General features: G+C 73.2%; 13 protein-coding genes. 6 read left to right on the top strand and 7 right to left on the bottom strand.

Translation table 11 applies throughout. The features are described 5' to 3' along the window. Positions 1-175: 175 nt before the first annotated feature. The 3 genes from ACWGH0_RS20115 to ACWGH0_RS20125 form a co-directional block, all read right to left on the bottom strand. Entirely contained in the window at positions 176-1,084 is a 909-nt protein-coding gene (locus ACWGH0_RS20115) for a LysR family transcriptional regulator (protein WP_453405527.1), read from the bottom strand. Between the two features lie 46 nt (positions 1,085-1,130). Beyond that, positions 1,131-2,120, bottom strand: a complete 990-nt coding sequence (locus ACWGH0_RS20120; RefSeq protein WP_453405528.1) for a DMT family transporter — start codon at positions 2,118-2,120, stop codon at positions 1,131-1,133. A gap of 235 nt (positions 2,121-2,355) precedes the next feature. Then, entirely contained in the window at positions 2,356-3,306 is a 951-nt protein-coding gene (locus tag ACWGH0_RS20125; RefSeq protein ID WP_453405529.1) for an EamA family transporter, read from the bottom strand. Positions 3,307-3,466: 160 nt separating this feature from the next. Here ACWGH0_RS20125 and ACWGH0_RS20130 point away from each other — a divergent pair, with 160 nt between their 5' ends. Then, a complete protein-coding gene (locus tag ACWGH0_RS20130; RefSeq protein WP_453405530.1) occupies positions 3,467-4,090 on the top strand; it encodes a MarR family winged helix-turn-helix transcriptional regulator in 624 nt (207 codons plus the stop codon). Between the two features lie 204 nt (positions 4,091-4,294). Here the strand turns inward: ACWGH0_RS20130 and ACWGH0_RS20135 are convergent, their stop codons facing one another. From ACWGH0_RS20135 to ACWGH0_RS20145, 3 genes are read right to left on the bottom strand one after another with little or no spacing between them, the layout of a single operon-like run. Continuing rightward, positions 4,295-4,525: a hypothetical protein gene (locus ACWGH0_RS20135; protein WP_453405531.1), complete on the bottom strand. Its 231-nt coding sequence runs from the start codon at positions 4,523-4,525 to the stop codon at positions 4,295-4,297. A gap of 20 nt (positions 4,526-4,545) precedes the next feature. Then, the gene (malQ, locus tag ACWGH0_RS20140; RefSeq protein ID WP_453405532.1) at positions 4,546-6,738 is read right to left on the bottom strand and encodes a 4-alpha-glucanotransferase; all 2,193 of its coding nucleotides are present in this window, start codon (positions 6,736-6,738) and stop codon (positions 4,546-4,548) included. Next, positions 6,739-6,999 (bottom strand): hypothetical protein, encoded by a 261-nt coding sequence (locus ACWGH0_RS20145; protein ID WP_453405533.1) that lies wholly within the window; start codon positions 6,997-6,999, stop codon positions 6,739-6,741. Positions 7,000-7,184: 185 nt separating this feature from the next. Between ACWGH0_RS20145 and ACWGH0_RS20150 the strand changes: the two genes are divergently transcribed. Then, complete coding sequence (locus tag ACWGH0_RS20150; protein ID WP_453405534.1) at positions 7,185-10,244, top strand: beta-N-acetylglucosaminidase domain-containing protein; 3,060 nt, start codon at positions 7,185-7,187, stop codon at positions 10,242-10,244. A gap of 247 nt (positions 10,245-10,491) precedes the next feature. On the opposite strand, the gene ACWGH0_RS20155 is transcribed toward ACWGH0_RS20150, so the two are convergent. Beyond that, positions 10,492-11,028 (bottom strand): HNH endonuclease, encoded by a 537-nt coding sequence (locus ACWGH0_RS20155; RefSeq protein ID WP_453405535.1) that lies wholly within the window; start codon positions 11,026-11,028, stop codon positions 10,492-10,494. Between the two features lie 239 nt (positions 11,029-11,267). Here ACWGH0_RS20155 and ACWGH0_RS20160 point away from each other — a divergent pair, with 239 nt between their 5' ends. From ACWGH0_RS20160 to ACWGH0_RS20175, 4 genes are all read left to right on the top strand, one after another. Further along, positions 11,268-12,335: a mechanosensitive ion channel family protein gene (locus tag ACWGH0_RS20160; RefSeq protein WP_453405536.1), complete on the top strand. Its 1,068-nt coding sequence runs from the start codon at positions 11,268-11,270 to the stop codon at positions 12,333-12,335. Positions 12,336-12,543: 208 nt separating this feature from the next. Continuing rightward, entirely contained in the window at positions 12,544-13,755 is a 1,212-nt protein-coding gene (locus ACWGH0_RS20165) for an ROK family transcriptional regulator (protein WP_453405537.1), read from the top strand. Positions 13,756-13,810: 55 nt separating this feature from the next. Beyond that, on the top strand, positions 13,811-15,154 hold the full coding sequence (locus ACWGH0_RS20170) for an ABC transporter substrate-binding protein (RefSeq protein ID WP_453405538.1): 1,344 nt from the start codon (positions 13,811-13,813) through the stop codon (positions 15,152-15,154). A 7-nt stretch (positions 15,155-15,161) separates the two neighbouring features. Continuing rightward, positions 15,162-16,109 carry a carbohydrate ABC transporter permease gene (locus ACWGH0_RS20175; RefSeq protein WP_453405539.1) on the top strand — a complete coding sequence of 316 codons (948 nt, stop codon included), beginning with the start codon at positions 15,162-15,164 and terminating at the stop codon, positions 16,107-16,109.

Genomic DNA, 16,109 nt, shown 5'->3' on the forward strand with positions numbered 1-16,109 from the left:
ATCGCCGCAGGCGACGCGACGCAGGAGCGCCCTTGACGCACCACCCCGGCCCACCGACACTCAAGCGCCCGGGGACGGCCCCACACCCCCCAGAAGCAACAAGTGGTTCACCCCGCCCGGCCCGAAAGCAACAATCGGCCCAAGCCCACCCACAACCCCAACCCCGACCCCAACCTCACCCCCTCCGCGCCGTTGCCACCTCGCGGAGGGCTGACAGTACGCGGGCCACCGCAGGGCCCGCTTCCGCTCCTCGGCGTACCGCCGCCACCACGTGGCGCTGCGGCTGGTCCGCGCTCAGGACCCGCATCACCACGCCCGTTCGCCGCTCCGCCGCCGCCATCCGCGGCACCAGCGCGACGCCCATCCCGGCCTCCACCATCGCCAGGATCGCCGTCCACCCGGCGGCACTGTGGGCCTGTTCCGGTACGAAGCCGGCCGCCTCGCACGCGTGGCGCGTGATCTCCGACCACGGCCCGCTCCCCCCGAAGATCCACGGCTCACCGGAGAGGTCCGCCAGCCTCAGCCCGGGCGCCGCCGCCATCGGGTGTCCCGCAGGGAGCGCCACGTCGAGCGGGTCAGCCAGCAGCGGCACGCGGGCCAGTTGCTGGTCGCGGGCGGTCGGCGCGTGCGCCGCCAGCGACAGCGCCAGGTCCACCGCCCCGCTCGCCAGCAGTTCGTACGCCTCCGCCGCCTCCGCCTCCCGCACCCGTACCTCCAGCGCGGGATGCGTCGTACGCAGGCGCTGGACCGCCGGCACCACCAGTGCGGGCACGGCCGTCGAGAACGCCCCCACCCTCACCTCCCCCGCCTCCCCGCGCACGTAGCCCGTCAACTCGGCGTCGGCCTGCTCCAGTTGAGCGAAGACAGCCTCCGCGTGCCGCAGCACCAGGTGGGCGGCGTCCGTCAGACGTACCCGCCGCCCGTGCGCCTCCAGCAGGGGTACGCCGAGTTGCTTGCCGAGGTTGGACAGTTGCTGCGATACGGCCGACGGCGTCATCATCAGCGCCTCGGCCGTCGCGGTGACGGTTCCCCGGTCGCGCAGAGTGCGCAGGATCCGCAGCTTCTTGATGTCCCACTCGGTCATGGGACGGAATGTATCCCGGGGTCCGTGCCGGTCTACGGCGAAAGCCTCACCCGTCACCTCTCCTCACCTCCGTCACCCCCGACGCCTCCGTCCACCCCCCGACACCCCCGTCACCTCCGCCTCCCAGCCGTCCCCACCCCCGCCGCCTTCGGATCCGCCACCCGCCCCGCACCGCCCCCGCCCCCGCCCCCAGCATCACTCCCCCCAGGATCAACGCCATGCAGACGATCTGCGCCGGGCCCGTCGCCTCGCCCAGCAGGGCGAAGGACAGCAGGGCGACGCATACCGGCTGGAGGTAGTAGACGGCGCCCGCCCTCGCGGCGCCGACCAGCGCGATCGCCTTGTTCCAGGCGAAGAACGCGACCGCGGAGGAGAAGACGCCCACGTAGACGAGCGGGCCGACCGTTCCCGCCGTCGGTTCGAAGCCGCCCTGGAGCGCCAGGCTGACGGCGTACGCCGGTACCAGCATCAACGCGCCGAGCACGAACGTGCTGAACAGGAACGCCAGTCCGCCGATCTCGGCCGGCTTGCGGCGCAACAGCGCGCTGTACGAACCGAACGTCACCGCAGCCGCCAGCATCCACAGGTCTCCTGCGGCGAAGTCCATGGCGAGCGAGCCCTTGCTGACCAGGAGCAGCACCCCGGCACAGGCCACCAGCATCCCGAAGGTGCGGCGCGCGCCGATGCGGGCGCCGCCCAGGCGTTCGTAAACGGCCATGAGGACGGGCGAGGCGGCCATGATCATGCCCATGTTGCCGGCCGATGTGGTGAGGCCGGCCTGGTTCACCAGGGTGTTGTAGACGGTGACGCCGAGGAGCGAGGCGAGTACGACGAAGCCCAGGTGGGCGCGTAGGACGGCTCGTTGGCGCCATGCCTCGCGGGCCGCGAAGGGGGCCACGGCGACGAGCGCCACGATCCAGCGCCAGAACGCCGCCTGCACGGGCGGGACCGAGTCGTGGAGGGCGCGGGAGGTGACGAAGCTGCCGGACCAGACGACCGTGGCGACGGCCGCGAGCACGAGACCCGCCGGCGCCACCTTCCCAACCCTCGCCCCAGCCCCTTCACCCCCGACCACCGCCGCCCTATCGCCCCTCGCCCGGGACCCGTCGCCTCCCACGCCCGGGGTCGAAACGGCGGCGGTCGCCGTCACCGTCACCCCCTCCCGCTCACTGCCGACGCGGACGTGGTGGTCCTGGACTGCCACTGGCGTTCCCTCCGACGGTCTCGTCCCCGCGGGCGGCCCGGTCTCGGGCTGATGGGGTTCGGTCGGTCTACCGTCGCACCACGTCATTCGACAGGTCCATCGAATCTTTCCGACTATTCCTTTCAGTCATTCTGAATGGTCGAGGCTCCGGTTGCACCCTCGACGGCCGAGCGAAAGTGACCTGCCCGAACAGCGTCGCTCCGAGCGCGATCGCCATCCCGACGAGTTGTACGGGCGCCAGGGCCTCGCCGAGCGCCGCCCAGCCGATCACCGCCGCGGTGAGCGGCGAAAGCGGGCCCAGGAAGGTCACCGAGGTCGCGGTGAGCCGGCCTATGCCGCGGAACCAGAGCCAGTACGCGACCGCCGTGTTCACCAGCGCGAGGTAGAGGTAACCGACGACGGCCCTCCCGTCGAGCGCCGGCGGTGCGCCCTCCACCAGGAAGGCGACGGGCGTGAGTAGGAGCCCGCCGGCGGTGAGTTGCCAGCCGGTCATGACCAGTGGCCCCACCCCCTCGGGCCGCCCCCACCGCTTGGTGAGCACCGTGCCGGCCGCCATGGAGGCGGACGAGGCCAGCGCCGCCACCACGCCGATCGCATCCAGCGCGGCGGTGGCCCGCAGCACCACCAGGCTCACGCCGAGCGCCGCCGCGATGCCGGTGAGCAGGGTGCGTACGGTCGGCTTCTCACCCAGGAGCAGCACCGCGAGCCCGGCCACCCACAGCGGCCCGAGGGAGCCGAAGGCGGCGGCCATACCCCCGGGCAGCCGGTACGCGGAGAGGAAGAGCAGCGGGAAGAACGCCCCGATGTTCAGCGCCCCGAGCGTCGCCGCCTTGCCCCACCAGGCGCCGCGAGGGAGTGTCCGGGCCATCGCGAGGAGTACGAGTCCGGCGGGCAGGGCGCGCATCAGGCCGGTGAAGAGCGGGCGGTCGGGCGGCAGGAATTCGGTGGTGACGGCGTACGTCGAGCCCCAGGACATCGGGGCGAGGGCGGTCAGTGCGACGGTCCCGGCACGGCTCATGGTATTCGGCCCCCAGGGGGAAAGTCTTGGCCGCTCGGCAAGCGGGAAGGTGGCAACTAGCTTAGCGCTAAGCTAGTTAGTCACAAGTGACTTTCCCGTGATCTGCTTTCTGTCGAGCGACTTTCTTGCAGGCGCTCTGAAGGCCCCCGATACTGCGGTCATGACCACGAAGGCCGACACGGACAGCAAGGGCCACCAGGCGGCCAAGGCCGACAGGGCGGACGCGACGGACGGCGCAGACCGCGCAGACCGGGCAGACCGGGCAGACACGGCGGAGGTGGCCGAGGCAGTCGGCAAAGACCCCGTCGACGCCATCACCGCTCAATGGGCCGAGGTGCGTCCGGATCTCGACACCGGCCCCATGGCGGTCTTCGGGCGCGTCTACCGCATCGCGCGCGCCATGGGCGACCGCATGGAGAAGGCGTACGCCAGGTTCGGGGTCTCGCGCGGTGAGTTCGACGTGCTGGCGACGCTGCGGCGCTCCGGGGAGCCGTACACGCTCTCGCCGCGTGAGCTCTCCGCGACGCTGATGCTCACGACCGGCGGGATGACGGGCAGGCTCGACAAACTGGAGCGGGCCGGGCTGCTCAGCCGGAGCCCCGACCCGCACGACCGGCGCGGGCTGCGGGTGACGTTGTCGGAGCGCGGCCTCGCGATCGTCGACGAAGCGGTGACGGCGGGGCTGGAGCTTCAGCACGAGGCGCTGGAAGGGTTCGGCGAGGAGCAGGTGGAGCAGCTTCAGACGTTGCTGCGCCGACTGCTGGCCGGCACCGGCAAGGTGTGAGGGGGCGTCCGGGCAGGGCCTGACACCTCAAGGGGCAGGCGTGCGGACGGCCGTCCCCACACCCGTACGCACGCGCAGAGGGCGCCTCCGATGGAGGCGCCCTCTACGAAAGGTCGGACGCGCGACAGACCGAGCGGGCCCGGCGGGCCGCTCAGCTCGCCCCACGGGTGCACCGTGGGTGGCCCATGGGCTCCGCCCGTGGGTTCAGCTCTGCTTCTTGGACTTGTCCAGCACCATGACGAGTCCCGTGATCACCGCGAACAGCACGATCGGGGCCACGACGTACAGACCGAGCGTCTGGGCCACGCTCAGGCCGGATCCCGGGTCGTCACCGTCGTCCCGCGTGAGCGCGAGCGCGGGGGACGACATGAGCAGCATCATCAGCGTCGTACCGGCCGCTACAGCACCGGCGCGCAGGGCGTTCTTCTTGTCCACGGTGCCAACCTAGCGAACGCCTAGGAGGGCCGCGCGCCCGGGGGTGCCGTACGGGTCCGGAAAGTGGCGAGGAGATCGTGCAGGCGGGGTGAGGCGGCCAGTTCCTCCAGGGTCACGGGGCGTCCTTCGGCGTCGGCGACCGGCAGGCGCCAGTTCGGGTACTGGTCCCAGGTGCCCGGCAGGTTCTGCGGCCGGCGGTCGCCCACCGCGTCCGGCAGCCAGATGCCGACCATCCGGGCCGGGGTGCGCAGCAGGAAGCGGTAGACGGCGCGGATGCCGCCCTCCTCGTCGCCCGCGCCCTCCGGCAGGAGCTCAAGCTTGGCCAGGTACGAAAGCCAGTCGGCCACTTCCACGGCCGCCTCGGCCCGTTCCTCCTCCAGCGGGCGCGTGAGCAGGCCGAGCCGGTGGCGCAGCGCGACGTGCTCGCCCGTCAGGCGGGCGGCGGTGGAGGGCAGGTCGTGGGTGGTGGCGGTGGCCAGGCAGTGCTCGCGCCACTGCTCGGGCGGCAGCGGTTCCCCCGTACCGGCCCAGTCGCGTTCGAACCACAGGACCGACGTGCCGGACACGCCGCGCTCGGCGAGCGCGTCCCGCACGCCCGGCTCGACGGTCCCGAGGTCCTCCCCGATGACGCTCGCGCCCGCCAGGTGGGCCTCCAGGGCGAGTACGGCGAGCATGGCCTGGGCGTCGTAGCGGACGTACGTGCCGTCCGTCGGGCGGTGGCCCTGCGGGATCCACCAGAGGCGGAACAGGCCCATCACGTGGTCGATGCGCAGGGCGCCCGCGTTGCGGAGCAGGCCGCGCAGCAGGCCGCGGAAGGGGGCGTACGCGGCGGCGGCCAGGACGTCGGGGCGCCACGGTGGCAGGCCCCAGTCCTGGCCGAGCGCGTTGAAGGCGTCGGGGGGCGCGCCGACGGACATGCCGCGGGCGTACGCGTGCTGCTGCGCCCAGGCGTCGGCGCCGCCCGGGTGCACGCCGACGGCCAGGTCGTGGACGATGCCGACGGGCATGCCCGCCTGGCGTGCGGCGCTCTGCGCGGCGGCGAGCTGGCAGTCGGTGAGCCAGGCCAGCCAGCAGTGCAGGTCGACGCGGTCGTCCAGCTCGCGGCGGGCGCGTTCGACGGCGGCGGAGCGGGGGTCGTCGCGCAGCTCGGGCGGCCAGGCGTGCCAGTCGGGCCCGTGCACCTCCGCGAGCGCGCACCACGTGGCGTGGTCCTCCAGCGCCGTGCCCTGCTCGGCGAGGAAGTCGCAGTAGGCGGCGCGGCGGCCGGGGCCGAGCGGGACCGTGCGCAGGAGTTCGAGGGCCCGCTTCTTCAGCTGCCACACGGCGTCGCGGTCGATCAGCTCGCCCTTGTTGAGGACGCCGTCGCGCAGGGTGGCGGCCCGGTCGAGCAGCTCGTCGATGCGGGCGCGGTCCGCCGGCGGGACATGGGCGTACTCCGGGATGTCCTCGATCCGCAGGTGCACGGGGTCGGGGAAGCGCCGGGAGGACGGGCGGTACGGCGACGGGTCGGTGGGCGTGCCGGGGACGGCCGCGTGCAGCGGGTTGATCTGGACGAAGCCGACTCCCTGGGAGCGGCCGGACCAGGCGGCGAGTTCGGCGAGGTCACCGAGGTCGCCCATGCCCCAGGAGCGCCGGGAGAGGAGGGAGTAGAGCTGCACCATGAACCCGTAGGTGCGGCCGGGGGGCTGCGGGACGCGGGCGGGGGCGACGACGAGTGGGGCGGCGTCCTCGCGGCCCTCCGGTGTGCGGACGGTCAGCCGGTGCACGCCGAGGGGCACCTGCCCCCAGCCCTCGCCGCCCGCCGGGCCGCTGTCGCTCGTCGCGGCGGGCGACGGGGCGGAGCCGGCGGCGGGCGACGGGGCGGGATCGGCGGGCGGGGGCACGTCCGGGGGCGGCGTGTCCCACTCGACCGCCGGGCCCTGCTCCGTCTCGACGCGCAGACGGGTGCCCGGCGGGAGAGCGGCGAGGGCGGGCGGCGGCTGGGGGCCGGCCGGGCCCGTCCAGGACACCAGGGTGGCGGGCAGCAGTCGGCGGGCGGCGGCGCTCTCGTGCGCTTCGAGGGCCGTACGCACCGCCTCGGGGGTGCGCGCGTCGACGCCGAGGGCCGCGAGAACGGCCACCACCGTGTCGTCGGGGACCTGGAGCGTGCGGTGCGCCGAAGGCTGGTAGGACGTGGCGACGCCGTGCAGGGCCGCGAGCCGGGCAAGGCCCATCTAGACCCCCATGGGCTCCACGCCCGATGCCGTGCCGTGGGCTGTCGGTTCACTGGTCAGGGGGGCGGCGTCGGCCATCGGGGGCTCGCTGGTGAGCGGGGCGGCGTCGGCCATGGGCGGCTCGCTGGTCAGCGGCGGCTCACAGGTGAGCAGCGGCTCCGCGAATGCCGCGTCGTCGAAGGGGAACGCGTCGTCGAGCTGGGTGCGGGGAGCGGGCACGGGTTTGGACAGGGCGGAGAGAAGGAGCTGTGCAGCGGCCACAGGGGGCCTCCCTACGGTGGGCTAAGTGGTCACAGCAGCCCTACCCAGAGGACACGGCCGCAGACGTATACGTTCCATCAACGTGGCCCGCGTCACACCTGGTTCCGCGTACGAAAATTGACAGTCGGCCGGACGGGTGGTGGGCTCGGGGCCCACAGGAAGCTGACGCGACTGAGGAGACGGCCGTGCAGTTCGGGCGCAGGAGAGGCGCGAGGGGTGCGACCGCCGTCGCGGTGGCTGTGATCGGCGGACTGCTCGGCGGTTCCCACGGAGCCTTCGCCGCCCCCTCCGCCCCTGGCCCCGGCTCCCCCGCCGCCGAGAAGCCGGACCGCGGGAACGACGCCGCCCCGCTGCCTTCCGTCTGGCCCCGGCCGCAGTCGATGCGGGCCGCCGGGCAGTCGGTGCCGGTGGGCGGGGAAGCGGTGCTCGTGGCGGAGGCCGGCACGGACCCGTACGCCCTCAAGGCCCTCGGCGACGTACTGCGCGACGCGGGCGTGAAGACGCTCTACACCGTGCGGCCCGACGAGCCGCTGCCCCCGCGCGGCCTGGTCGTACGGGCGGGCGGCACCGGCGCGAACGACGCGCTGCGCGCCCTGCGCGTGCCCGAACGCGCCGATCTGCCGTCGGGGGGCTACCGGATGGCCGTCGGCGAGGTCGGCGGGCGGGACACGGTCGCACTCGACGGTGTCGGGGACGACGGCCTGTTCCACGCGGCGCAGACCCTGCGTCAGCTGGTGACCACCGGCCCGGAGGACCGGGGGACGCGGATCGCCGGAGTCGCCGTCCGGGACTGGCCGGGGACGGCCGTGCGCGGCATGACCGAGGGCTTCTACGGCCAGCCGTGGACCCGTGAACAGCGGGCCGCGCAGATCGACTTCATGGCCCGTACGAAGCAGAACCGGTACCTCTACGCCCCCGGCGACGACCCGTACCGGCAGGCCCGCTGGCGCGACCCGTACCCGGCGCAGCAGCGCGCCGACTTCCGGGCGCTCGCGGAGCGGGCCCGGGCCAACCACGTGACGCTCGGCTGGGCCGTGGCTCCGGGGCAGGCCATGTGCATGTCGTCCGACGCCGACATCAGGGCGATGAACCGCAAGTTCGACGCGATGTGGGCGCTGGGCGTCCGCTCGTTCCAGCTCCAGTTCCAGGACGTCAGCTACAGCGAGTGGCACTGCGGCGCGGACGCCGACACGTTCGGATCGGGTCCGAAGTCGGCGGCGAAGGCGCACGCGCGGGTCGCCAACGCGGTGGCGCGCCACCTCGCGGAACGTCATCCGGGGTCCGAGCCGCTGTCGGTGATGCCGACGGAGTACTACCAGGAGGGCGACACCGACTACCGGCGGGCGCTCGCCGCCGAGCTGGACGGCGGGGTGCACGTGGCGTGGACGGGTGTCGGCGTCGTGCCGAAGACGATCACCGGGCGCGAACTGGCGGGCGCTCGCGCGGCGTTCGCCCATCCTCTGGTCACCATGGACAACTACCCGGTCAACGACTACGCGCAGGACCGTATCTTCCTCGGCCCGTACACCGGCCGGGACCCCGCCGTGGCGTCCGGCTCCGCCGCCCTCCTCGCCAACGCCATGGAGCAGGCCTCGGCCTCCCGCATCCCGCTGTTCACGGCCGCCGACTACGCCTGGAACCCGCGCGGTTACACGCCCCAGGAGTCCTGGCAGGCCGCGATGGACGACCTCGCGGGCGACGACGCGCCGGCCCGCGCGGCGATGCGGGCGCTGGCGGGCAACCACGCCTCGTCCGTGCTGGGCGGTGAGGAGTCGGCGTACCTGCGGCCGCTCATCGAGGGCTTCTGGCGGACCCGCGCGTCCGACGGGGACGTGCGGGACGCGGCGGCGCGCGAGCTGCGCGACGCGTTCACGGTGATGCGCGACGCCCCTTCGCGGCTGCGGGGCCCGGCGGGCGGCGCCTTCGACGACGAGGTGCGGCCGTGGAGCGAGCAGCTGGCACGGTACGGCAGGGCGGGCGAGCTGTCCGTCGACCTGCTCCAGGCGCAGGCGCGCGGCGACGGCCCGGCCGCCTGGCGGGCCTCCCTGGACCTGGACGCGCTGCGCGGCTCCCTGAAGGCGAGCCGGGTCACCGTCGGCAAGGGCGTGCTCGATCCCTTCCTGGTACGGGCCGTCAAGGCGGCGGACGCCTGGACCGGCGCCGACCGCGCGGCGGGCGACGTCTCGGAGGAAGCCGGCGCGTACACCGTGCGGTTCGACCGGGCGCGGCCCGTAGCGGCGCTGACGGCCATGACGGAGCCGGGTACGGGCGAGGGCGCGGTGCTGGAGGCCCATGTCCCGCGCGAGGGCTGGCGGCGCGTGGGCACGCTGTCGGGCAGCGGCTGGACGCAGACGGACGCCCGGGGGGCGCGGGTCGACGCCGTACGCCTGACCTGGGACGGGGCCCGTGACGCGGTCGCGCCCGTCGTGCACCGGGTGGTGCCGTGGTTCGCGGACGAGCCCCGGGCCGGGCTGCGGCTGGAGCGGAGCGAGACGGACGCGGTGATCGGCGGGAGCCGGCCGGAGCGTGTCACGGTACGGCTGACCGGGCAGCGGCCCGGCGAGGTCCGCGGCCGGCTGACGGCGCAGGCCCCGAAGGGCATCGAGGTCCGCGCGCCCCGGGCGACCACGGTGCCGCGCGGAGCGTCCACCGCGGTGCCGCTCGACGTCCGGGTGGACGAGGCGGTGCCGGCGGGCGAGTACAGGGTGCCGGTGTCCTTCGACGGGCAGGACAGCGTCCTCACGGTGCGCGCCTTCCCGCGTACGGGCGGGCCGGACCTGTTCCGGGGCGCGGGCGTGCGGGTGTCGTCGTCCGGCGACGAGACCGCCGACTTCACGGCGCCGAACGCGAGCGACGGCGACCCCGCGACCCGGTGGACGTCGCCGATCGGCCCTGCGGGGTGGTGGCAGGCGGAGCTCGCGGAGCCGGTGCGGCTCGGGCAGGTCGTCCTGCACTGGCAGGAGGCGTACGCGAAGAGGTACCGCGTCCAGGTGTCCGCGGACGGCCGCACCTGGCGCACCGCTGCGACGGTCAGGGACGGGCGGGGCGGCCGCGAGGCGGTCCGGATGGACGCCGAGGGCGCGCGTTACGTGCGGGTGCAGTGCGACGAGCGGGCCATGCCGTTCGGCTACTCGCTGTTCACGGTGGAGGCGTACGCGGTGGACGCGGCGGACGCGGGCGAGGCGGAGGCCGCGCCGGAGGCGGGAGACGCCGGAACTTCCGGAACGCCCGGCGGCGACAGGTAGCCCGCAGGCCGGGCGCGGGGCTGCCGTGACCGCCGCGGAGGCTGGGCCGGGCACGGGCGCCGGCGCCCGTAGATGCCGGATGCCATGGGACCGGCGGCTTCGGCCGCCCGGCTGCGGCGGGCGGGCGGTGTCCGGCGGGCGGTGTCCGGCGGGCGAGCGGCGGCGGTGTCCGGCGGGCGAGCGCGCCCCGGGCGTGGCCCGGCCCCGCCGCCCGCCCGAGCGGAGCGCCTGCCCGCCGCCGGGCGTCTCAGGCGGAGATGCCGTCGATCCGGGCCAGTGCGTCGTCCGCGCCGAACGGCTGGAGGTACGGCAGCCAGCGGGGATCGCGGTGGCCGGTGCCGATGATCCGCCAGGCCAGTCCGGAGGGCGGCGCCGGCTGGTGGCGCAGTCGCCAGCCGAGCTCCATGAGGTGCCGGTCGGCCTTGACGTGGTTGCAGCGGCGGCACGCGGCCACCACGTTCTCCCATGCGTGCTGCCCGCCCCGGCTGCGCGGAACCACGTGGTCGACGCTGGTTGCGACACCACCGCAGTACATGCAGCGCCCGCCGTCCCTGGCGAAGAGCGCACGGCGGGTGAGAGGAACGGGCCCCCGGTAGGGGACCCGTACGAACCGTTTCAGCCGCACGACGCTGGGTGCGGGGACAGCGCGGGTCGCGCTGTGCATGTAGGCGCCGGATTCCTCGAGGCAGAGAGCCTTGTTCTCCAGGACGAGGACGAGCGCGCGGCGGAGCGGTACGACGCCGAGCGGCTCGTACGACGCGTTGAGGACCAGGACATGCGGCACGGATGCCTCCTATAACGCCGGCGGCGCGTGGCTCGCGCCGGGACGATCTGCTCTCAGTCTCCCCTCATGCCTGGTCGAAACGCCACCACGTCCCGGTAACGGGCTCGAAGTGTTTTCGACCACACCACCTTCATGCCCTGGTGAGTCTTGTCTCTCCCTCGAACAGCGCGCCGGAGCATGCGGGATGCCCCGTTAGTGTGGTTGGTCTGTTGTCGTCCGCCCCGCCTGGAGGTCCCGCCGTGCTCTGGTCCGTCCTGTCGGCCGCCGATCCGACGCCCAAGCCCGTCACTCTCGACGAGGCGGCGGAACAGGCGAACAACGCCGCGAGCTGGGTCGAGCAGAACTGGTCCACCTGGCTCAGTGTCGGGCTGCGGATCCTGCTGATCGTCGTGATAGCCGCCGTGCTGCGCACGGTCGTCCGCCGGTCGCTGACCAAGCTGATAGCGCGCATGAACCGCAGCGCGCAGGCGGTCGAGGGCACCGCGCTGGGCGGTCTGCTGGTGAACGCAGAGCGGCGCCGCCAGCGCTCGGAGGCGATCGGTTCCGTACTGCGCTCCGTCGCGTCGTTCGTGATCCTCGGCACGGCCGCCCTGATGGTCCTCGGCGCCCTCAACATCAACCTCGCGCCGCTCCTCGCCTCGGCGGGCGTCGCGGGTGTCGCGCTCGGTTTCGGCGCCCGCAACCTGGTCACCGACTTCCTCTCGGGCGTCTTCATGATCCTGGAGGACCAGTACGGCGTCGGGGACAGCATCGACGCGGGCGTGGCGTCCGGCGAGGTCATCGAGGTCGGCCTGCGGGTGACGAAGCTGCGGGGCGACAGCGGCGAGATCTGGTACGTCCGCAACGGCGAGATCAAGCGGATCGGAAACCTCAGCCAGGGCTGGGCCACGGCCGGGGTCGACGTACAGGTGCGTCCCACGGAGGACCTGGACCGGGTGCGCGAGGTGATCGGGGAGGTTGCCGCCGAGCTCGCCAAGGACGAGCCGTGGAACGAGCTGCTGTGGGGCCCGGTCGAGGTGCTCGGCCTGGACTCGGTGCTGCTCGACTCGATGGTGGTGCGGGTCTCCGCGAAGACGATGCCGGGCAAGGCGCTCGGCGTCGAGCGGGAACTGCGCTGGCGCATCAAGCAGGCCTTCGACCGGGCGGGCATCCGGATCGTCGGCGGCCCCCCGGCGGTCGGCGACGAGTCCGCGCCCGGCGACCCGACGGCGGGCGTGTCGGCGCCTTCGGCCCTCGCCAGCCCGACGTCTCCGCAGTCCATGGCGGCGTCCCCCATACCGGCGCCCGCCACCAACCTGAACAAGTAGCCGGTACGTCCGGTACGCACTCCCGGCGCCCCCGCGGTCAACGCCTTCCGTTGCCGCGGGGGCGCCGCGCGTGAGTGACCCCTTGACGGCTTCCCACCGGGGACCTACGTTCGTGACACCGAACAGGAAACTTTCCTAACACTGTCTCGGGGGACCTCGGCGGGGGATACTGACGGCCGGGCGGTAGCGGAAGGGTAGGTGCATTGCCATGGCCGGAACGCCGGGCACGCCGGGCACGCCGAGTGTTCTGCGCGCGATGAACGACCGCGCCGCCCTCGACCTCCTCCTGGAGCACGGTCCGCTCTCCCGTACGCGGATCGGCAAGCTCACCGGTCTCTCCAAGCCCACCGCGTCCCAGCTGCTCGTCCGCCTGGAGAGCGCCGGCCTGGTCGTCGCCACCGGTACGACCGAGGGACGCCCCGGGCCCAACGCCCAGCTGTACGCCGTCAACGCACGGGCGGCGTATGTCGCCGGCCTGGACGTGACGCCCCGGCGCATCCGGGCCGCCGTGGCCGACATCACGGGAGCGACCGCCGGCGAGTTCGAACTGCCGACGTCCGGCCGCCGTGCCGAGTCCGTGGTGCACCAGGTGACCGACGCGCTCGACGGAGCGGTGAAGGCCGCCGGGCTCGTCCGGGCCGACGTGCGCCGGGTCGTCATCGGCACCCCGGGCGCGTTCGACCCCGGCACCGGGCGCCTGCGGTACGCCTCCCACCTCCCCGGCTGGCACTCCCCCACCCTCCTCGACGACCTGGCGGCGGCGCTGCCCATGCCCGTCGAGTACGAGAACGACGTGAACCTCGCCGCCGTCGCCGAGCAGCGGCTCGGCGTGGCGCGGGGGCACCGGGACTTCGTGCTGCTGTGGAACCACGGCGGCCTGGGGGCCGCGCTGGTGATCGGCGGCCGGCTGCACCGCGGCTGGACCGGCGGCGCCGGCGAGGTCGGGTTCATGCCGGTGCCGGGCACGCCGCTCGTGCGCCGGGTGACCAAGGCCAACTCCGGCGGGTTCCAGGAGCTGGCGGGCGGGCAGGCGGTGCCCCGGCTGGCCCGTGAGCTCGGCATCGCGGTGCCGCCGGGCGAGACGTACATCGAGGAGGCCGTCGCGCTGCTCGGCGAGGCGTCCCGGGCCGCCGACGGGCCGTACCGGGAGCTTCTCCAGGCGTTCGCGACCGGCCTCGCGACCGGCCTCGCCGCCATGGTCGCCGTCCTCGACCCGGAGCTGGTGGTGCTGTCCGGCGGGGTGCTGGTCGCCGGCGGCGAACCGCTGCGCGCACTCGTCCAGGCGGAGCTGGCCGAGCTCGCCGCCCCCCGGCCCCGGCTCGTCATCGGCTGCGTACAGGACGAGCCCGTACTGCGCGGGGCGCTGGAGAGCGCCCTCGCGACCACGCGCGACGAGGTCTTCGACACCACCTCCCGCTGACCCTCCTCCCCTGCTGTCCCGCACCCACCCGTCCCCGCCCACTGGGAGCTTCGCCATGCGCAGAATCAGCGGAAACCGCCGTCTCGTCATCTCAGCCGTCGCCGTCGCCGCGCTGTCCGTGCTCGCCACCGCGTGCACGGGCGGGCCGTCGTCCGGGGCGACCGACGACCCGAAGGCCGACACCACGATCACCTTCTGGCACGGCTGGAGCGCCCCGGGCGAGGTGAAGGCGATCCGGGCCAACGTCGACCGGTTCGAGGCGCGGCACCCGAACATCAAGGTGAAGGTCGTCGGCAACATCAACGACGACAAGCTCAACCAGGCGCTGCGCGCGGGCGGTTCCAGCGGTCCGGACGTCGTCTCCTCCTTCACCACGTCGAACGTGGGGAAGTTCTGCTCGTCGGGGGCCTTCGCCGACCTCGGGCCCTTCATCGAGAAGTCGGGGCTCGACCTGGAGAAGACCTTCCCGAAGGTGACGCTGGAGTACACGCAGTTCGAGGGCGTGCGGTGCGCGATGCCGCTGCTCGCCGACGCGTACGGCCTCTACTACAACAAGGACGCCTTCGAGAAGGCCGGCATCGAGGCGCCGCCCAGGACCATGTCGGAGCTGACGGCGGTCGCGAAGAAGCTGACGAAGACCAAGGGCGACGGGTACGAGCAGCTCGGCTTCATGCCGAACTACCACGGCTACGAGACGACCGCCGAGCACTACCTGGGCAGTTGGGACCAGGAGTACTTCGACGCCGACGGCAGGTCGAACATCGCCAGGGACCCGGCCTTCGCCGCCATGTTCAGGCAGCAGAAGAAGCTGGTCGACGAGCTCGGCGGCTACCGGAGGCTGGAGAAGTACCGCGGCACCTTCGGCGACGAGTGGGGCGCCAAGCACCCGTTCCACACCGGGCAGGTCGCGATGCAGCTGGACGGCGAGTGGCGGCTCGGCATGACCGAGGACGCCGGGGTGCCGTTCGAGGTGGGCGTCGCTCCGATGCCGGTCGCCGACGACGAGGCCGACAGCTACGGCAAGGGCTTCCTTTCCGGCACGGTCATGGGCATAGCCCCGGCGAGCAGGAAGAAGAACGCCGCCTGGGAACTGGTCGAATTCATGACGACGGACACGGACGCCGTCGTGGAGTTCGCCAACGCGATCCGCAATGTGCCGTCCACTTTCGCCGCGCTCAAGTCGCCGGACCTGAAGCTCGACCCGCGCTTCAAGACGTTCCTGGACATCGCGCGGCACCCGAAGTCCAGCACTCCGGCGGGCGCGGTGAACGGAGCGACGTACCTCCTGACGCTCCAGGACTTCGGCTACCGGTACGAGAAGGGCGCGGTGCGGGACCTCCAGGCCGGCCTGGAGGAGACCGCCGCGCAGATCGACACCGACATCGCGAAGGCGAAGTAGTCCGCCGATGACCACGAGCACGCGCACGCTGCGCGCGAAACGCCGCGGATCGGCGCTGCGGACGGCGGCGTTCATGTCGCCGTGGCTGGTCGGGTTCGGCGTCTTCTTCGCGTACCCGCTGCTGTCGACCGTCTACTTCTCCTTCACCCGGTACGACGGTTTCGGCGTGCCCCGGTTCAACGGGCTCGACAACTGGACGTGGGTGTTCACGGACTACCCGATGTTCTGGCCGGCGCTGCGCAACACCCTGTGGCTGGTGCTGGTCATGGTCACGTGCCGAGTCGTCTTCGGGCTGGGCGTCGGCCTGCTGATCACCAGGATCAAGACGGGCACGGGCGTGTTCCGCACCCTCTTCTACCTGCCGTTCCTGGCGCCGCCGGTCGCCGCCACCCTCGCCTTCGTCTTCCTCCTGAACCCGGGGACGGGCCCGGTCAACGTGGTTCTCACGGACCTCGGACTGCCGGCCCCGGGCTGGTTCAACGACGCGTCCTGGTCGAAGCCGGCGCTCACCGCGCTGGCGGTGTGGGGCATCGGCGACCTGATGGTCATCTTCATGGCCGCGCTGCTCGACGTACCGAAGGAGCAGTACGAGGCGGCGGAGCTCGACGGCGCGTCCGCACTCCAGCGGTTCCGTTTCGTCACGCTGCCGAACATCTCGCCCATCGTGATGTTCGCGGTCGTCACCGGTGTCATCCAGACCATGCAGTACTACACGCAGCCGCTGGTGGCGGGGAAGGTGGCGTCGGGCGTCATCGGCGGCTCGGGCCAGCAGTTCGAGCCGGGTTACCCGGACCGGTCCACGCTGACGCTCCCCCAGCTCGTCCACAACCTGGGCTTCCAGCGCTTCGACTACGGGGCGGCGTGCGTGGTCGCCCTCGTGCTGTTCGCCCTGGCCATGGCCTTCACCGCGCTGCTGATGCGGCGGCGCGGCGGCATCCTCCAGGCAGGTGAGTGA

This window comes from Streptomyces sp. NPDC054887, from assembly GCF_053610585.1.

Coding starts and splice junctions, on each gene's coding strand:
- ACWGH0_RS20165 (WP_453405537.1), top strand. CDS start 12,544: ATGGCCGGAACGCCGGGCACGCCGGGCACGCCGAGTGTTCTGCGCGCG.
- malQ (WP_453405532.1), bottom strand. CDS start 6,738: ATGGGCCTTGCCCGGCTCGCGGCCCTGCACGGCGTCGCCACGTCCTAC.
- ACWGH0_RS20125 (WP_453405529.1), bottom strand. CDS start 3,306: ATGAGCCGTGCCGGGACCGTCGCACTGACCGCCCTCGCCCCGATGTCC.
- ACWGH0_RS20115 (WP_453405527.1), bottom strand. CDS start 1,084: ATGACCGAGTGGGACATCAAGAAGCTGCGGATCCTGCGCACTCTGCGC.
- ACWGH0_RS20130 (WP_453405530.1), top strand. CDS start 3,467: ATGACCACGAAGGCCGACACGGACAGCAAGGGCCACCAGGCGGCCAAG.
- ACWGH0_RS20175 (WP_453405539.1), top strand. CDS start 15,162: ATGACCACGAGCACGCGCACGCTGCGCGCGAAACGCCGCGGATCGGCG.
- ACWGH0_RS20170 (WP_453405538.1), top strand. CDS start 13,811: ATGCGCAGAATCAGCGGAAACCGCCGTCTCGTCATCTCAGCCGTCGCC.